This window comes from Lachnoclostridium phytofermentans (genome assembly GCF_000733755.1).
Classification (GTDB): domain Bacteria; phylum Bacillota; class Clostridia; order Lachnospirales; family Lachnospiraceae; genus Lachnoclostridium; species Lachnoclostridium phytofermentans_A.
On record NZ_JPOF01000006.1, the window covers coordinates 442,853 to 460,459 of the forward strand.

The 17,607-nt window shown below is 33.9% G+C and carries 14 protein-coding genes; 2 read left to right on the plus strand and 12 right to left on the minus strand.

What is annotated here, in order from left to right:
* Positions 1-21: 21 nt before the first annotated feature.
* The 7 genes from CC92_RS0115335 to CC92_RS0115365 all read right to left on the minus strand — a co-directional run bounded on the left by CC92_RS0115335 (position 22) and on the right by CC92_RS0115365 (position 10,473).
* Positions 22-1,662, minus strand: a complete 1,641-nt coding sequence (locus CC92_RS0115335) for a response regulator (RefSeq protein ID WP_029505177.1) — start codon at positions 1,660-1,662, stop codon at positions 22-24.
* A 91-nt stretch (positions 1,663-1,753) separates the two neighbouring features.
* Entirely contained in the window at positions 1,754-2,632 is an 879-nt protein-coding gene (locus CC92_RS0115340; protein ID WP_029505178.1) for an ROK family protein, read from the minus strand.
* 382 nt (positions 2,633-3,014) lie between these two features.
* A complete protein-coding gene (locus tag CC92_RS0115345) occupies positions 3,015-3,296 on the minus strand; it encodes a hypothetical protein (RefSeq protein ID WP_029505179.1) in 282 nt (93 codons plus the stop codon).
* A 144-nt stretch (positions 3,297-3,440) separates the two neighbouring features.
* Positions 3,441-5,123, minus strand: a complete 1,683-nt coding sequence (locus CC92_RS0115350; RefSeq protein WP_029505180.1) for a S8 family peptidase — start codon at positions 5,121-5,123, stop codon at positions 3,441-3,443.
* A gap of 217 nt (positions 5,124-5,340) precedes the next feature.
* Entirely contained in the window at positions 5,341-7,023 is a 1,683-nt protein-coding gene (locus CC92_RS0115355; protein ID WP_029505181.1) for a S8 family peptidase, read from the minus strand.
* A 79-nt stretch (positions 7,024-7,102) separates the two neighbouring features.
* Positions 7,103-8,782 (minus strand): S8 family peptidase, encoded by a 1,680-nt coding sequence (locus CC92_RS0115360; protein WP_051650939.1) that lies wholly within the window; start codon positions 8,780-8,782, stop codon positions 7,103-7,105.
* An 11-nt stretch (positions 8,783-8,793) separates the two neighbouring features.
* Positions 8,794-10,473: a S8 family peptidase gene (locus CC92_RS0115365; RefSeq protein WP_029505183.1), complete on the minus strand. Its 1,680-nt coding sequence runs from the start codon at positions 10,471-10,473 to the stop codon at positions 8,794-8,796.
* Positions 10,474-10,665: 192 nt separating this feature from the next.
* On the opposite strand from CC92_RS0115365, the gene CC92_RS0115370 reads away from it, so the two are divergent.
* A complete protein-coding gene (locus tag CC92_RS0115370; protein WP_029505184.1) occupies positions 10,666-11,178 on the plus strand; it encodes a ferritin in 513 nt (170 codons plus the stop codon).
* A 229-nt stretch (positions 11,179-11,407) separates the two neighbouring features.
* Here CC92_RS0115370 and CC92_RS0115375 read toward each other — a convergent pair whose 3' ends face one another.
* Together CC92_RS0115375 and yaaA are read right to left on the minus strand one after the other, a co-directional pair.
* Positions 11,408-11,860, minus strand: coding sequence for a peroxiredoxin (locus tag CC92_RS0115375; RefSeq protein WP_029505185.1), 453 nt, complete (start codon positions 11,858-11,860; stop codon positions 11,408-11,410).
* Positions 11,841-12,608, minus strand: a complete 768-nt coding sequence (gene yaaA / locus CC92_RS0115380; RefSeq protein WP_029505186.1) for a peroxide stress protein YaaA — start codon at positions 12,606-12,608, stop codon at positions 11,841-11,843. Before yaaA ends, CC92_RS0115375 begins: the two co-directional genes overlap by 20 nt.
* A gap of 233 nt (positions 12,609-12,841) precedes the next feature.
* On the opposite strand from yaaA, the gene CC92_RS0115385 reads away from it, so the two are divergent.
* Entirely contained in the window at positions 12,842-14,185 is a 1,344-nt protein-coding gene (locus CC92_RS0115385) for a hypothetical protein (RefSeq protein WP_034218524.1), read from the plus strand.
* 468 nt (positions 14,186-14,653) lie between these two features.
* On the opposite strand, the gene CC92_RS23070 is transcribed toward CC92_RS0115385, so the two are convergent.
* The 3 genes from CC92_RS23070 to CC92_RS21095 form a co-directional block, all read right to left on the minus strand.
* Positions 14,654-15,523: a CD3324 family protein gene (locus CC92_RS23070; RefSeq protein WP_242841377.1), complete on the minus strand. Its 870-nt coding sequence runs from the start codon at positions 15,521-15,523 to the stop codon at positions 14,654-14,656.
* Between the two features lie 10 nt (positions 15,524-15,533).
* Positions 15,534-16,241, minus strand: a complete 708-nt coding sequence (locus CC92_RS0115395; protein ID WP_029505189.1) for a hypothetical protein — start codon at positions 16,239-16,241, stop codon at positions 15,534-15,536.
* 545 nt (positions 16,242-16,786) lie between these two features.
* Positions 16,787-17,605 (minus strand): transglutaminase-like domain-containing protein, encoded by an 819-nt coding sequence (locus CC92_RS21095; protein ID WP_051669046.1) that lies wholly within the window; start codon positions 17,603-17,605, stop codon positions 16,787-16,789.
* Positions 17,606-17,607: the final 2 nt, after the last annotated feature.

Below are 17,607 nucleotides of genomic sequence, written 5' to 3' on the forward strand. Positions count from 1 at the left end.
TTCTGATCTATAACACCTAACCTAAACTTCTTTCCTATTCACCAATAATTTAAGGTAATCGGATGGTGTTTGTCCTACGTTTTTCTTGAATATTCGGTTAAAGCCTCGGTAATCCGTATAACCAATCTTATGTGCAATCTCTTGAATCGATAATTTTCCTTGTCTTAATAAATCTTTTGCTTCAGCCATCTTTAGATCTATAATATACTGTTTGAAATTCTCGTTTGTTTTCTCTTTGAAATAATTGGAAAGATATTTTTCACTTAAGTGTACATGATTTGCTACATCTTCTGCCGAAATTTTATCATAGATATGAGCATGGATATAAGTCTTTACCTGTTCAATTATCTCATCTTTGGAGGTTGTAGTCCGATTTTTAAAATAATCACTATATTTTAAAAAAATACGTATCATCCATTCTTTGATATCCACGAATGGAACGATTTTATTTATTATCACATAATCTTCTTCGTAAAATAAACTTTCCGATTCATCCAAATAATTTGCTAAACTTTTTTGAACATTTATCATCAGATAAATACACATCCCCCGCACAAAATTTGGTGGTGGATATTCTGTGTAAAAGATAGTGTTTAAGTACTTCTCTGTGCAATGAATGATATCATTAGTCTTTGATAAGTAAATCGCTTCGATTAACTCTGCATTGTTATTATTGTTTAAAAAAATCTGCGGTGGTTGTTTTACTTCCTTAAATTTTTTATCAAAAATACGAAGTTTCATTCCATACATTCGATAAGCTAGATACTCGAGAGCAGTGCGATAGGAGTTTGCAATCTGCTTTACAGTCTCTACTTCATCTCCAATCCCAACCGACATTGGTACCTTACTAAATTTTTCTATTACTTGAATCATTCTTGAACACAGTTCTTCTAATGACCTATTCTCTTTCTTACTTTTCTCTAAATTTTTCAAAAGTACAACAACAAAGTCATTCGCATCCATAAATATATGATGCTCTATATTTCCAAGTAACTCATGAATAATGTTGCATGCTGAAAATTTAAATAAATACAAGTCTTCTTTTAAAAATTTTTGAGAATCCTCTATCTTGTTTGTATCATAAGCAAACACCAAGGTCATGAAATTACCGCAAAAGGTGATATCTAAATTGGAACGATGTAGTTCTTCTTCCACTTCTCTATCTGAATTCCACTGATTTTGTATTAAGGATTGGAAAAAGTGTTGCTCCATTGCCTTTGTACTTTGCTTTAATCTGCGTATTTCCACACTTTTTGACTTTGCTTCTTTTTTATCTTGTAAAATCTTTCTGCAATGGCCACTTAGTTCTTCATAAAGCTCGTCTCTTTTTACTGGCTTTAACAAATAAGAACTGACCCCGAATTTCATTGCTTTCTTAGCATAAGTAAAGTCATCATATCCACTAATGATTAGATATGTTATGTTATATCCTGCCTCAACCGTTTGCTCAATAAGCTTTAGTCCATCACATTCTGGCATACGGATGTCTGTAATCACAATATCTGGTTGGTATTCTTTGATTATTTCAAAAGCTTCTCTTCCATTACTGGCAGTTGCTATCACTTCAATACCAAGTTCTCCCCATTTATCCCACTTAAATAGACCATTACGAATCATTTTCTCATCGTCAACGATAAGTGCTGTTAATAGTAATTCATCCATGTCAAATCCTTTTCATTTTAATACACCTTATCGGCTTTTATTAAAAATCAAAATTATATAGTATTTGCTATCAACCTTTCTCCTTCCCCATTTATGATAATAATAGCAATTCTCTCTTTGCCAATTCAAGGCACCCTAAGATTCCTTGGTTATCGTTTAAGGTTGGAGCAACGATATAATTCTCGATATCTCTTACTTCCTTGGTATCAATGTAACCATTCATTATCTTTTTATATTCTTCCCAAATGAGTGGATAAAGCTGTGTCTGATGCATTACACCTCCGCCTAACACTATCTTGTTTGGTGAAAGCATACAGGTATAGTTATACAGTGCTTGTGCAATATAATTAGCTTCTAATCTCCATACCTCTTCACAATCGCTTAACTCAACTGCACTCTTTCCATAACGTTTCCCAATGGCTGGTCCAGCTGCTAATCCTTCTAAGCAATTTTTATGATAAGGACAACATCCTTCAAAAGTATCCTCTTCTTGTCTTTCGACGAGAATATGTCCAGCTTCTGGGTGTAACATTCCATGAAGTAATTGTCCATTGATATAGACTCCTACCCCTACTCCTGTTCCTATCGTTATATATAGACTTACGTCTAATCCTTTTGTAATTCCATATGTAGCTTCACCTAATGCAGCTGCATTTACGTCGGTATCAAATCCAACTGGTACGTTTAGTTCCTGTTTCAAAACACCTAAAATATTATAATATCTCCACGATAACTTTGGCGTGGAGGTAATATAACCATACTGATCAGATGTTTTATTTAGATCGACTGGACCAAAACATCCAACACCTATTGCTTCCACCTTAGCTGCTTTAAAAAACTCTATAATTTTAGGCATTGTTACTTCAGGGGTTTCCGTTGGAATACTAACACGCTCCATTATATTGCCATTTTCATCTCCAATAGCACATACCATCTTTGTACCGCCCGCCTCAAGTGCACCAATTTTCATAATTAATTCTCCTCACTATACAGATTTAAAAGTTGTTAAATTAATACTTATTTGTACTTTACCATAGTTTGTACTAGTCTCAACTTTTATAAGGCACATTATAGCATATAACTCTTCGTGGATTCAAATAGAATTCTTTATTACTAAAAATACCATTTTTATAAGCCAATATAATCCTATGAGAAGTAGCAAAAATAATAGTTTTGATTCATGAAAATAGCTCTGAATCTAGTAAAGTAGCGGGTTTCAACGGAACCCGCCCCAATATTTGACACAGAGCCCGAAAAAAACAAATCTTTGCTTTTAGATGAAATAGTATCTAATAACAAAGATTTGGTTTTCTTGCTAACATCTATTTAGGTTTTTATTTATACCAAACTATCTAATCAACCTTATCTGTAATGGAATCGTATAATTTCTTTGTTTTATCAACGACATTGTTCGTAAACTTCTCAACCTTCTTACCGGCAATGCGGCTGTTATAATAGACATCCTTGCCAAAGGAATCAGCGGCATTTTCTATGCGCTCACATTTTTCTTTGGATATTCCTATTTTTTCTCCTGTCTTGCCAATAAATTCACCACTGTTTTTAGCAGCCACGCCTCCAGCTTTTACAACATCTTCTGTTGCATTTTTTAATACCTTGCCAACCTTCGTTTTCATACCACACCGCCTTTTTCATCTTAAAATGTAATAACCTAGTGTCACCGTTAGTTTAACCAAAGTCGATAGGGATATGCATTTAAGTAAGAAATTCGCTATTTTATATCAATAATAATCTTTTCATCCATTGAGAATTCTCATCCTCTATATCACTAGTTTCTCAAAAACTCCATACAAATCTACCTTTCCATAACCCCATGTTCGGTTTGGATACTCTAAATTTGGATCCCGATAAGCACCTCGTATTAATAATGCCTTAACTTCAATACCACTTAATGTCGTTAAATACCCTCTGATCACTGCCCATTCAAATAATAAGGCAGCAATACCTGTTGTAATCGCAGCTGCTGCTCCTGTTCCTGTCATAGCAACATAGCCATTGGTATTGGAGGGTGCCGTTATATTAGAACCAGGTGCCACAAAATCTGGTTTTATATCATACCTTCTCGTATATCCCTTACTAGAGAATATGGAAATCCCACCATCCTCTGTATTGTAGGAAGCAATTGTAATAGGATTGACCGAATTTCCTGGTGATGTAATCGTTGTATAAGGACTTGATTTCAAGAAATATGTTTCGTCTGAAATAATATCTCCAGCAGGAAGCCAAGCATTTAGCTCAGAATGAGTTCGATCCATATTAAAGTAACGGAATCGCCATAATCCACTTTGTGTATTTTGAAATCTAATCCAGATTAATTGATCCCCTGATTCTGCTTCTGATATAATATTATTCACACATACAATCGTTGGACCGAATATGAAACTATGTTCTCGTAACTGCCTGATGCCTGGAACTAGGTTGGAAATCTTTTCACCCGTTGGTGAGACAATCTCAAGTGATATTCTCTGAATTGGTTGAAGCCAGATTTCAATAAAAAAATTTTTATCAGTTTCTCCAACAATCAAATCAAATTCTTTAAATTCATCACTATCTTTTATCGCATCTGTGAAATGTCTTCTAGAATTTCCTTCGTTTCCAGCCGATATTATCGAACAGGTCCTTGGTAGGGCTGTTACAGTAGCCAAATAGTTACTTAATGGTCCAACACCATCATGCCCTCCTTGGTTTGTACCTAAGGCAATACATATTACAATTGGCCTTTTCAATTGTTGCCCTACCTCCGTTACAAACTTAATCCCCATCATAATATCAGATTCTTGATAACATAATTTATCCGTAGATATTGAAAAAAACTCTTTGACAATATTCTTAGCCTGTTTTAATTTTACAACTACTAGTTCTGATAAAGGTGCTACGCCCGAAAAATCATTCTCTTCATCAATACTTCCAGCTACTATTCCAGCAATCATAGTACCATGACCGATTTCATCATCGGATGGTATTATTTCAAGGGGGGATGACTGTGTTAACGCGAGATTGATCTCTTCTTTGGTATAGATAGTACCATATGGGAAGTCTGGACTATCTCCCGATGTACTCTCCTCATTCAGTGTCTGATCCCAGATAGCTTGAATTTTCGAAGAATTATCAGCATATCGAAACGCAGGGTGTAGGTAGTTGATACCACTATCTATAATTCCGATTAACACACCAGCACCAAATAGTTCAAAGTTAGGATTATTCTGAATTCTCTTTACTCCTGTTACTTCTAATGCTACTGTTGATTCAAGAGAGTAACATGCTGGTAAATACGAGTAGTTTAAGTCATATAACTCACAAGGGTTTATTCTCCCTCTTGGGATATTAATGATAGAATAGCGAGCGTTAATCGTAGTTTTCGTTATACTATTATCGATATTCTCTATTAATATATTGGGAACAATTAAGTCAAAATATTCTTCACTGATTAATTCATTTACCATACATTTTTCCTACGCACTAACTTTATATAAAATATGTATTTAGATCTTGTTCTATGTTACATATCTTAATAAAACAATAGCAATGTTCTGTTCCACTTAAATCTGTAATATTCCCCTTGCTCTTTTTTATACTAGATTCGTTATAATTTCTGATGAAATGTGTATGTCTCTAAACTTACGATAAACCAATTCATTAAGAATCAAATAACATAGTATTTTATATGATTAACTTTTCAAATACCCCATACAAATCAACCTTACCAAATCCCCAACTTCTATTTGGATATTCTATAAATAAATCTCTTTTTGCTCCTCTAATTAAAAAGGTCTTAATTTCTACTCCTGTGATTCCTGTATAATATCCTCTCGTTATTGCCCAATCAAGTAAAAGTGCTACGATACCTGTAGTTACAGCAGCGGCGGCTCCCGTTCCTGAAGTATTTACAAATCCATTCTTTTTGCCAGGCGCTGTTAGCTCTGTACCAGGAGCAGCCAAATCGGGTTTAATTTCATTCGTTCTAGTATAACCTTTACTTGAAAAAACAGAAATGCCACCTGCTAGAGTATCATAAGAACTTATCGTAATTGGTGCAACTCCATTGCCTGGTGAAGTTATTGTTGTAAATGAATCAGACTGTATAAAATAGGTATCCTTTGATATTAAGCTTCCTGATGGTAACCATGCGTTATACTCTGCATTTATATTATCAATGTTATAAATTCGGAATTTCCAAAGTCCATTTTGAGCATTCTCAAATCTAAGCCAAATCAGCTGATCGCCAGATTCTGGAACAGTGGTAACGTTATTAACACATAAAATAGTCGGTCCAAATACAAAAGTGTGCCTGCTTGCCTGGCTAAATCCTGGTGTTAAATTCTCTATTCTTTCACCAGATGGAGATATGATATTAAGTGAAACTCTCAAAATAGGTTGTGCCCATATTTCTAAAAAGAATTTTTTGTCATTTACTCCGACATTTAATTCAAATTCTGTATATTCATCTCCACTTCTGACCATTCCAGAGTGATGTCTTCGAACATTACCCTCATTACCAGCACCAATCGTTACGCAGGTTCTTGGTAATTCGGAAAGATCATTCAGATAGACACTTAGTGCTCCTAATCCATCATGACCTCCTTGATTGGAACCTAATGCAATGCATATGGCTAATGGACGTTTTAATTGTTTCGCCACAGAATCAGCGTATTTTACACCCATCATAATGTCGGATTCTTGATAACATAATTTATCCTCAGAAATGGATAAGAAGTCTTTCACTATATTTTTTGCTTCTTTTAATTTTACGACAACAAATTCCGCCAAAGGAGCTACACCCGAAAAGTTACTTGCTTTGACTGCACTTCCACCTGCAATCCCTGCAATTGCAGTTCCATGACCATACACATCATCCGTAGGTACTACTTCTAATGGGTACGGTTGCCGTAAAGCATTATTAATTTCCTCTCTTGTAAAAAATGTTCCATAAGGAAATTCTGGATTGATTTCTTGAGGATCATCGCTATTTATTGTTTGATCCCATAAATTAGCAATTCTTGAAGTGTTATCATTATATAAAAACGCAGGATGAAGATAATTAATACCACTATCAATAATACCAATTAAAACTCCAGTACCCATAAGAGCTAAATTAGGATTTTTTTGAACTCTATTTACGCCTGTTTCTTCTAGTACATATGTGGATTCTAATGTATAACACGCTGGTATATAAGAATAACTAATCCCATTATAATCACATTTGTTAACTCTTTCATAAGGTATGTGAATGATAGAATATCTGTTGTTTACTTTTGTAATTGTTATATTTTGATCCACATCTTGTAATCTATAATTAGGTACTAGCAAATCAAAATAATTTTCGCTTATAAATACGTTATCCATATTCAAACCTTCTAAGGTATTTATAATAAAGTATGATACAAAATTAGCATCTATGAGATTTCTTTCTCGTTTCTAACTCTTATATGATAAGCTTTTCAAATACCCCATAAAGATCAACCTTACCATATCCCCAATATCTATTTGGATACTCTTCATATGGTTCTCGCCTTGCGCCACGAATTAATAAAGTTTTTACTTCCCTACCTGTAATGTATGTGTAATTTCCACGTACTATTGCCCACTCAAGAAGCAGCGCTACTGCCCCACTTGTAAGAGCTGTAGCAGCCCCTGTTCCAGAAGCAACTACATAACCAGTTGTATTCGATGGAGCCTTTAAATCAGTCCCTGGAGCTGCTAAATCAGGTTTCACTTCACCTTTTCTAGTAAAGCCTATTCCAGAGAAATAAGAGATACCTCCTTCCAAAGTGTTATAGGATGTTATCGTAATTGGTGCGACTGCATTCCCTGGCGAAGTTATTGTTGTTTCGGGGTCTGCTTGTAAAAAATACGTGTTATCTGAGATGATATCTCCTGCTGGAAGCCATGCATTTATCACCGAACTTGTATTATCTATATTATTATAGCGAAATTTCCAAAGCCCACTTTGGGCATTATCAAATCGTAGCCATACTAATTGGGTACCAGATTCTGAAACCGTAGCAATATTATTGATACAAATCACGGTAGGGCTAAGTACAAAGGTATATCTTCTAGATTGCCTTATCGCTGGATTCGTAGTACTAATCTTTTCTCCTGATGGTGAAGTAATCTCAAGTGAGATACGCTGAATTGGTTCTAACCAAATTTCAATAAAAAATTTTTTATCATTTTCTCCAACGACAATTTCAAATTCTTTATAGGTATCTTCTGACCTAATATTATCCGAATAATGTCTTTGCGCATTCCCCTCATTTCCAGCACATACAACTACACAGGTTTGTGGTAGACCTGTAATATTTCCTAAATATGTACTAAGTGAACCTAAGCCATCATGAGCTCCTTGACTTGTACCAAGGGCAATACAAAGGACGATAGGACGTTTTAGTTCTCTTACAATAGACTCTATAAATTTAACTCCTAGCATAACATCTGATTCTTGATAACAAATTGCATCCTCGGGGATCGAAAAAAATTTCTTCATAATAATTTTTGCCTGTTTTAATTTAACAACCACTAATTCAGACAAGGGTGCTGCTCCTGTAAAATTACTACTCTTGTCAATACTACCTGCAGCTATGCCTGCAATTGCTGTCCCATGGCCAATTTCGTCATTGGTAGGTACCACATCTAATGGGTTTGGTTGTAGCAGTGCACGATTTATATCTTCCCTAGAATAGACTGTTCCATAAGGAAATGTCTCATTCACCGGAGCATTTTCATCTGTTATTGTCTGATCCCAAATCGTATAAATTCTAGTACTCTTATCATTATACAAAAAAGCAGGATGTTGATAATTTATTCCACAATCAATAATCCCGATTAGAGTTCCCGTCCCATATAAAGAAAAATTAGGATTTGTTTGAATCTTCGTAACGCCGATTTGTTCTAACGCTATACTTGACTGCAATGTAAATATAGAAGGAAAATTTGAGTAATTAAATACTCCAAGATTGCAAAAATCAATCCTATCACGCGGAATATTCGCTATTGAGTGTTTTGGGTTAACATAAGTTACACTGGTTCCGCTTTCTAATGAGTCTACTAGTCGATTAGGTATGATGATATCCATATAGTCTTCACTAACAAATTTATTCGCCATAAAGTCCACCTTTAGATAGTTAACTTTTCAAATGCTCCATATAAATCAATCTGTCCATATCCCCATGTTCTATTCGGGTTATCCATATACAAGTCTCTTCTTGCTCCACGTATTAGAAATGTTTTAATTTCACTCCCCGACATGTCAGTATAATTTCCTTTTAAGATAGCCCATTCTAGCATCAGCGCAACTACTCCAGTAGATAAAGCAGCCGCTGCACCAGTTCCTGAAACAGTAACATACCCTTCTTTATTAGAAGGACACGTAATAAAGGTCCCAGGAGCAGCTAAGTCAGGTTTAATAACATCCTTTCTCGTATAACCTTTACTAGAAAATGTCGCTATTCCACCTTCTAAAGTGTCGTAAGCAGTAATTGTTATAGGTGCATATGCACTCCCTGGTGCAGTAATTGTCAAATAAGAATCTGATTGTACAAAAAATGTTTCCTTAGAAATTAAATCTCCAGAAGGTAGCCACGCATTAAAATCTGAACCAGTTTCATCAATATTATTTAATCGAATCATCCACAATCCACTTTGTGTATTCTCAAATCGAATTAATATTAATTGATCTCCAGATTCCGATTCTGTTGATATATTATTAATGCACACCTTCGTTGCTCCAAAAATGAAGTTATATTTTTTTAACTGTCGTATTCCTGGTGACACATTACTCACCTTTTCTCCAGTAGGAGAAGTTATTTCAATGGATAGGCGCTGGATTGGATGCATCCAGATTTCCATACATATACTTTTATCTCTCTCGCCAACTTTTAATTCAAATTCCTTAAACTTATCTTCTTTCTTTATAATACCTAAAAAATGCCTTTTTAGATTTCCTTCATTACCAGCACTTACTACAACGCAGAAGTGAGGCGATCTACTAATATCATTCAAGTAATAACTAAGCGGTCCTAACCCATCGTCTCCACCTTGACTTGATCCTAGTGCAATGCAGAGTACTAGTGGACGATTTAACCTATTAGCAATTGACAATACATACTTAATTCCCATCATAAGATCAGATTTTTGATAGCATATAGCTTCTTCCGAGACTGAAAAGAATTTTTTTACAACACTTTTTGCTTGCTTAAGTTTCACGACAATTAGCTCAGATAAAGGTGCTACCCCTTGGAAATTATTTTCTTTGTCCTCACTGCCAATCGCAATTCCGGCAATCGCTGTTCCATGACCATTATCATCTGTGCTTGGTACAACTTCGAGAGGATTTTCCTGTTCTAGTGCATTATTGATATTCTCTTTTGAATAAAATGTACCATACGGAAATTGCTCATTCACTGGTTCATCTTCGTTAAATATAGTCTGATCCCAGATAGAATATACCTTCGTCGTATTATCTTTATGTAAAAAAGCCTTATGTAGATAGTTGATTCCAGTATCAATTACTGCTACCAATACACCTGCACCATAAAGCCCTAGATTAGGATTACTCTGAACCTTTTTTACTCCTAATTTTTCTAAACTTATCGTAGAATCAAGCGTATAGCAGGTTGGAAAATAGGAGTAACTAAATCCATTAAAACTACAAAAATCAATTTCGTCTACAGGTACATGAAGAATACTATGCCTTATATTTACATTAATTGCAGCCCCAGTAGTATCATATTCATCCAACAAAATGTTAGGGATGATTAAATCCATATATTTTTCACTATAAAATTTATTCTCCATAACTAGTCCTCTAACCCTTTTATATCAGCATATGATGTGGTCTTTTATTCTATGTTACCAATAAATGTTTCATCTAAATGTATTTCAATAGGAAACAGATATAAATAAGCTACCTGAATTTATGAGAAATACATCTTGTTTAATTTTGCCAAAATGATATAATAAGAATACCAATGAAAAGGAGGTAATCATATGGAAAATAAAAAAGTTAGCAACTTATTGAATGATCAAGTGAAAAAAGAATTTTATTCTGCTTATTTATACTTAGACATGTCAAATTACTATACAGAGCAAGGGCTAGACGGTTTTGCAAATTGGTTCAAAGTTCAAGCTCAAGAAGAAAGAGACCACGCAATGCTTTTTATGCAATATATGCAAAATAATAACTTAAAGGTGACACTTCAAACGATTGATTCTCCAGTAAAAGAGTACGCTAGTGCTATGGAACCATTAAAAGCAAGCTTAGAGCATGAACAATATGTAACAGAATCCATCCATCTCATCTATGATGCTGCATTCTCAGTGAAAGATTTCCGTACAATGCAGTTTCTTGATTGGTTTATCAAGGAACAAGGGGAAGAAGAGAAGAACGCTACCGATTTGATTCGAAAAATGGAACTTTACGGTGACGACTCAAAGAGCCTCTATATGTTAGATCAGGAATTAGCTACTCGAATTTACGCTGCTCCAACTTTAGTACTATAGCAAACTAATCTATGAGCTTTTAAGCTATGATGGTTTCTTTTTCAAAAATCTAAAAATAATAAATTCTATAAACTTAATCATTCAAGTAAAAAACCACAAGGAATTCATTATCTGAATTCCTTGTGGTTTTTTCTATTCTTAAATCTTATGAATTAATCCTATGAATAAGCAGGATACATTTTGACATTATTATGTCTTTCTTTCAATAAAGAAAGATAGAATTTTTTAACTATACTAATTTAAGAGTATCTTCCGGATTTTTTGCAGCATTTACCTTTGTAGAAGCTCCAATTATTATTCCATCCTCATTAATTAGATATGTTGTTCTAACTACGCCCATTGTCTTCTTACCGTACATATTCTTCTCCTGCCAAACATCATAGGCTTTGATAACTTCAAGTGCGGTATCCGATAATAGTTGAAATGGAAGATTATATTTCTCCGCAAATTTTTTATGGGATTGTACCGTATCCTTACTAACCCCTAATATAACAGCATCCTTTTCCACAAAATCCGGATACAACGTTGCAAAACCCCAGGCTTGCGATGTACAGCCTGGGGTATTATCCTTAGGATAAAAGTAAAGGATTACTTTCTTACCCTTAAAATCCTTAAGAGATACCTCTACTCCATCTTGATTATTTAATGTAAATTCTGGTGCTTTACTTCCTAATTCTAACATTAGAATCTCCTTTCACAAATACTAATTTGGTCTCTGTTGATAGGTTTTTATCATATGAAAAATCTAATCGATTAAATTTTATAACATCATCTATCGTAGTTATCTTATTTTCTGCCATATAACGAACCATCTCTCCCCTAGCCATCTTAGCGTAAGTTCCTTTCTCTATTACTTTGTCTCCCTTTCGCTCTCCAAATACACAAGTTACTAATTTCACATCTTTCGAAACATAACGCTCAATACATTTGCTGTATTCTTTTGATGCTAAATTTAAGATCAAATCAGTCTCTTTACTAATCTTATCATACAATAAACTTCCCCAAAAATCATATAAATCCTTTTTATCAGATAATCTTACTTTGGACTGCATTTCCAAACGATAAGCAGTCACCCCGTCTAATGGTTTTAGTATACCATAAAATCCTGATAAGATAAATAAATGTTCCTGTATATACTCCAAATGGTCTTTTTCTAATACCTCTGGTGCCATATACTGATATTGTATTCCCTGATAAGATAGAATTGCAGGAGTTAGTTTTGTTACTAAATCCATATTTGAGATTCTCTCGTAATTTAAGGTAGCTATTTGATCGTTGCAATTCCATAACTCTTTTGCTTCTTCATAACCTAAACTTTTTAAATAAGCTAATAAATCATTCGTTTGCTTGATGAAACTAGGTTCTCCTTGTACCGGTAAAGCTTCTATATTTTCCACCATCTTTTTTGCTGGTGATATAATTATTCTCATAACTTCGTTGTTCTCTCCTCCTCTTATGTTTTCACCAATATTGTAACATTGAATAAAATCAACAGCAATCGTAAATTTGTTTCCATTCAGTGATAAACTGCCACCACAACTAAATTATCTTTTCTGAATAGAATAAAATACTTCCTAATTTATTAAAGTTCCTACAGTTAGAATGTCACGAATAAATCTATGTATCATATAGTAATAAGGATCATAAAAATCTTGGGAATGTTATGCATAATTTTAATCCATTTGATGAAAAGCCTGTACCGATAGAAAAAACCTTTATGGATTGGAGTGTTATTTACCCGTGTTCGTACAATAAAGAAGAAACAGATGCTTATACCAAATGCCGTATCGTTTTAATGAATGGTACAGAATTTGAAGCGCAATGGTTTTCCAGAAACTTTTCAAGACACTGCCCTGATAATGATTTAAGAAGAGAATTAGCTATCCTTCGACGTATCGAACAACAACAGCAAAAAAGGATAAGCTGTTTAAAACCAAAGAATGAAAGCATCTTAGAGCATACGATCACTTACGAGCAATTGGCTGTAGACCTTACCTCTGTCTTAGCCAAACAGGAGCCAAACTGTACGGTAAGAAATGCTCTCAATTTTGCATTACTGGAGGATTTTGATCACCTCTTTCGTTACTCTAATCTATTAGATTTGGAATATGGAATATGCCCGGAAAAATTAGTCGGCGGTTATACTGAGATAATGCCAGCAAGACCAACCATTTCAGAGCATCGACATCCAGTTGATAGCATCTTCCCATATGTTAATAACAAAAAATCTGATATTCTGACCAAATTAAATATTAATATTATTACAGCAGCAGAACAACAAACGATGAATTACTACATGAATGTTGCGCCTCTTTATGATAAATCCGATCTGGGTCGCAGACTTTATCAGGAAATTGGTTTAATAGAAGAAGAACATGTCAGCCAATATGAAAGTTTGAAAGATACCACTTCAACCTGGCTGGAAGACTTATTACTTCATGAATATACCGAATGCTATCTCTATTATTCCTGTCTCCTAACAGAATGTGATCCGTGCATTCGCGGTATCTGGGAGGAATGCCTATGTCAGGAGATTTCACATTTGCATAAGGCAAAAGATCTCCTTTACCAATACGAAAGGAAAGATTGGCAACAAGTTATTCCTTGCGGAACCTTCCCTCAAATACTTTGCTTACGTCCTAATATCGATTATGTTCGTAAGATCATTGCAACCACCACAGGAAATACTCAGAGTTGCTCTAGTATCGTACCTTTGGGAAGCCTGTCCCCTTGCGCTCCATTCTTTGAGTATCAAGATATTATGAATCATGACGTTTGTTGTGTACCAAGCCATAATGTTATCGATGCACGTATTGATTGTAAGGGAAAAGATTATCGTTTCCAAACAGCTCCTAATCCATTACCTGAGCTTCGCAACCGTTGTGAAGATAATGTAACTCTTGCCCGAATTCCAGAGTGTACACCAAGCGAAACTTCTGTATGTGGAACGACTGAGAATTGTTGCCAATGTAAAGCTAATACAAGTGAAGGAACCGTTTTTTGGTAATCTTACTTTTTACTAGGCATTGCCTTATAATAAGTTCCCCCATCAAGGGTATCACGACTATTTTCCTGTCCTTTGACATCACATTAGATTTAATCTCAATCATCATGGTTTAGAAAAGGACAAATCGAAGACTTTTAAGTAAGGAAAGATCTCATTGTAATTGTCCATCGATAAAAAACTATACTTCACGCGGATCAAATCATCGTATTAAAAGAAGGGCAAATCTTTGAGCAAGGAACGCATCGAGAATTGTTGGATATGAATGGTTTCTATGCAGAATTATATCGTAGCCAATTTAATATATAGTCTTCTCCCCATCACTTAACAAGACTACTACTTGAACTATAAAAGGAACATTCAGTAATAAAAGAGGGTGGAAATTCCTCTAGTTATTGTATGTTCCTATATTATTATTATTATGAATTCTACTATATTGAAAAAGGTAAAGCACAATTCTATAAATATTTATTAATGCTTTGTATTGCAACCTTCTTGTATGGAGCGTAGCACGGTTCCATAATGTTTCATAAACAATTCATAATCTGCGCCCTTTTTCGTCCAAATGTAAACTGGCCAAGCATTTGTATGGAATCGTTTCAAGTTATGAAACACGTCTTCTTTTTCTAAAAGAATAAACATTCCTTTTTCAAAAAGAAGGAGTAAAGGTGGTGTATTGTCATATGTACATTGTAGTTCTTTTTCTATCTTTTCAGCTTTCTTTTGTCTCCCATCTGTTAGTGTATCTTCTTTTTGAATTTCTTCTATTTGAATTTCTTCTATTTGTGTCTCTTCTTTTTGTGTCACTTCTTTTTGAATTTCTTCTGATTCCTTCTCTACTCCCTTTATTCCCTCTTTTACTTCTTCCAAAAAGTAATTAGATGATTCTACACGAATCAATCTCAATGGAAGTTTCACAAGACCATTCAGAATTCCTTGTTCCCTTAATAATTGCTCCGAAACAACACAATTACCACATGAAAATTGTAGGAATGTATGAACCCATTCTTCCATCATACCAGCATTATCGTAAGCTAGTGCAGATGCAACGGTTGCAGCATATTCGCAGTCATCACCCTTTTTCTTTGAATATATTATTTTTTTGATGGAATCAATCGATAGATAATATTCCTCAGACAGTTCAGTTACTGTTATACCATTCTTATATTTATTACAAATCATCTGATTTCTTTTTTGTAGCCGCATTCGATATCCAGTAACTTCTCCCCATTCCTTTTTTTCATCTCCTGATGGTACATATAATATCTTACCTTCCGCATATTTTTGTACTTCCTTCAGTAACTCTATTGGTAATATATTTTTCGCATTTTCGTATCTCATCTTTGCCCTCTTAAGATATTCTATTCATACGCTCTTCCAGTTCATTTAGGTACTTTACGATTGAATTACAGGATTCTTCATCATCGATGGAAGCATGCCATAGTAAAGTCGCTAGTGCCTTATAATATGCCATACAAAGATAACGTCCTTTAAAGTCAGGTATCTTAATTCCTTCCTCCTTACAGTACTGAAACAACAACTCTGGGATTAGAAGATATGGCTTATTCAAATCCATGATAGCAAAATCAAGTAAAAAATCTCCGACTCCAGCTCTACTCCAATCTGGAAATCCAGTCACAGTTTCACCGTCTGTTACCATATTGCAAAAGAAAGTATTGTTGTAGAATAAAAAGCGTTTTCCTTCGCAAAAAGATATACACTCCATCATTTTTTCATAATAGCGATTAAATACTTCTTCCTCTAATAATGTAGTTTGAAACATATCTTTCCAATGGTACCAATAACCTTCCTGTTCATTTGAAAAAGTATCAACTAAGAACTCTTTGCATGTTACATATGGTAACTGGGCATCTTCTGTAAATTCTCCATACCCACAAAAATCTGTTACATCCACTGAACCAATTTCAAATATTTTTCGAAAAAACTCCTTATGGATTCTTTGAAAATCTTCGATTGATAAATCGTCAGCTAAATATCCTTCCGGTGTCATATTAATAGTTTCTGGCAATCTTTCTTTTAGTAATTGACTCTTTTTCATATCCACCTCTCATTTCTATACTGCTCTTTGCTTTCTCTTAAAATATTGGTCAAGCCTAGGAATACGATTCCTACACAAACTGGTAAATAAAACATTAATAGTATTACGCTTAACATATTCAGAATCCGGCAACATCTCCTAATCGGAACTAATTAATCTTTCTAGCTTTTCTGATTATCTAAAGTAACTACCGCTAGTGCGCATCTAACTTAATGAAATTATAACATAGCTAAAAAATTAAAATAGTGAAAGAATGGGTATAAACAAATTTTCTTTTCTGATTTGATAATTGCTTAGCATGGTGAATAGCCTAATAGAGAGCCAAAAATAGCCCTGTATCAAGAACTCGGTAGATTAATAAAAATCTTATTCCAAATTTGATACAGAGCCATTTATTCTTATTCTTAATCTTTACTTATACTTTTTCTATTAATATACTCATTCTATTAATATGTTTTTCTATTAATATGCTTTTTTATTAATATTCCTTTTTTATTAACTATTTTTTTTATTTATATGTTTTTTCTATCCATATGTTTTTTCAATTAATAAGCTTTTTCTACTATATAATCTTCAACACTTTTTTTAAATTTAATCTTTTTTCCTGATGCCTTAACTGTAGCATCATACGTAGTATCTATAGTAACCCATTGTTCTGTAGATTCATCATAAAATTGATTCCAAGCATGATAAATGTTAGGGTTGTTTGAATCATATCCTTTTACTAATTTCGTTGGAACACCTACACTGCGAAGCATTACTGCTGTTAATGTAGCATAGTCAAAACAAATGCCTTTTTGGATTTTATAAAAATCTTTTAAGTTAGGAACATAATCCTTAGATACCCTAACTGCTTTTTTATTATCATAAGTATAATTTTTTGTAATATAACTATGAATGGCTTTTGCTTTTTCCAAATTTGTTTTAGAATTTTTGGTTAACTCTTTTGCTTTTTTAAGTATTCTACTGTCTTCATTTTCCCAATCGATTGCTTTATTCGACTGAAGATATGCGGAAGTTTCATCTTTCATATCGACTTTAATATCTTTTTGCAAGATACTAAGATATTTATTCCCCTTCACTTTTTCACCTATCATAATTCGATATGTTCCATTTCCTAAAATGAAAGGATATTTTCCACCGTCAACAACAGAATAATTGTATGACTCTTTATCCTTGCTAATAACAATTACATATGCGGAATTCTTCGTCTCCTCTAGATTCGTTGATACATAGCCATCTGATAAATGGCTTTCATCTAATTCAACTATGGTATTTGCTTGAACTTTATCAATGCTAAATAATAAAGAAGAAAACAAAAACAGCAATAAAAATAATGTTTTAAAAATCCTCTTTGAGATCATAA

Coding starts and splice junctions, on each gene's coding strand:
- CC92_RS21095 (WP_051669046.1), bottom strand. CDS start 17,605: ATGATCTCAAAGAGGATTTTTAAAACATTATTTTTATTGCTGTTTTTG.
- CC92_RS0115360 (WP_051650939.1), bottom strand. CDS start 8,782: ATGGCGAATAAATTTGTTAGTGAAGACTATATGGATATCATCATACCT.
- CC92_RS0115395 (WP_029505189.1), bottom strand. CDS start 16,241: ATGAAAAAGAGTCAATTACTAAAAGAAAGATTGCCAGAAACTATTAAT.
- CC92_RS0115335 (WP_029505177.1), bottom strand. CDS start 1,662: ATGGATGAATTACTATTAACAGCACTTATCGTTGACGATGAGAAAATG.
- CC92_RS0115375 (WP_029505185.1), bottom strand. CDS start 11,860: ATGTTAGAATTAGGAAGTAAAGCACCAGAATTTACATTAAATAATCAA.
- CC92_RS0115370 (WP_029505184.1), top strand. CDS start 10,666: ATGGAAAATAAAAAAGTTAGCAACTTATTGAATGATCAAGTGAAAAAA.
- CC92_RS23070 (WP_242841377.1), bottom strand. CDS start 15,523: ATGAGATACGAAAATGCGAAAAATATATTACCAATAGAGTTACTGAAG.
- yaaA (WP_029505186.1), bottom strand. CDS start 12,608: ATGAGAATAATTATATCACCAGCAAAAAAGATGGTGGAAAATATAGAA.
- CC92_RS0115385 (WP_034218524.1), top strand. CDS start 12,842: ATGCATAATTTTAATCCATTTGATGAAAAGCCTGTACCGATAGAAAAA.
- CC92_RS0115365 (WP_029505183.1), bottom strand. CDS start 10,473: ATGGAGAATAAATTTTATAGTGAAAAATATATGGATTTAATCATCCCT.
- CC92_RS0115340 (WP_029505178.1), bottom strand. CDS start 2,632: ATGAAAATTGGTGCACTTGAGGCGGGCGGTACAAAGATGGTATGTGCT.
- CC92_RS0115350 (WP_029505180.1), bottom strand. CDS start 5,123: ATGGTAAATGAATTAATCAGTGAAGAATATTTTGACTTAATTGTTCCC.
- CC92_RS0115355 (WP_029505181.1), bottom strand. CDS start 7,023: ATGGATAACGTATTTATAAGCGAAAATTATTTTGATTTGCTAGTACCT.
- CC92_RS0115345 (WP_029505179.1), bottom strand. CDS start 3,296: ATGAAAACGAAGGTTGGCAAGGTATTAAAAAATGCAACAGAAGATGTT.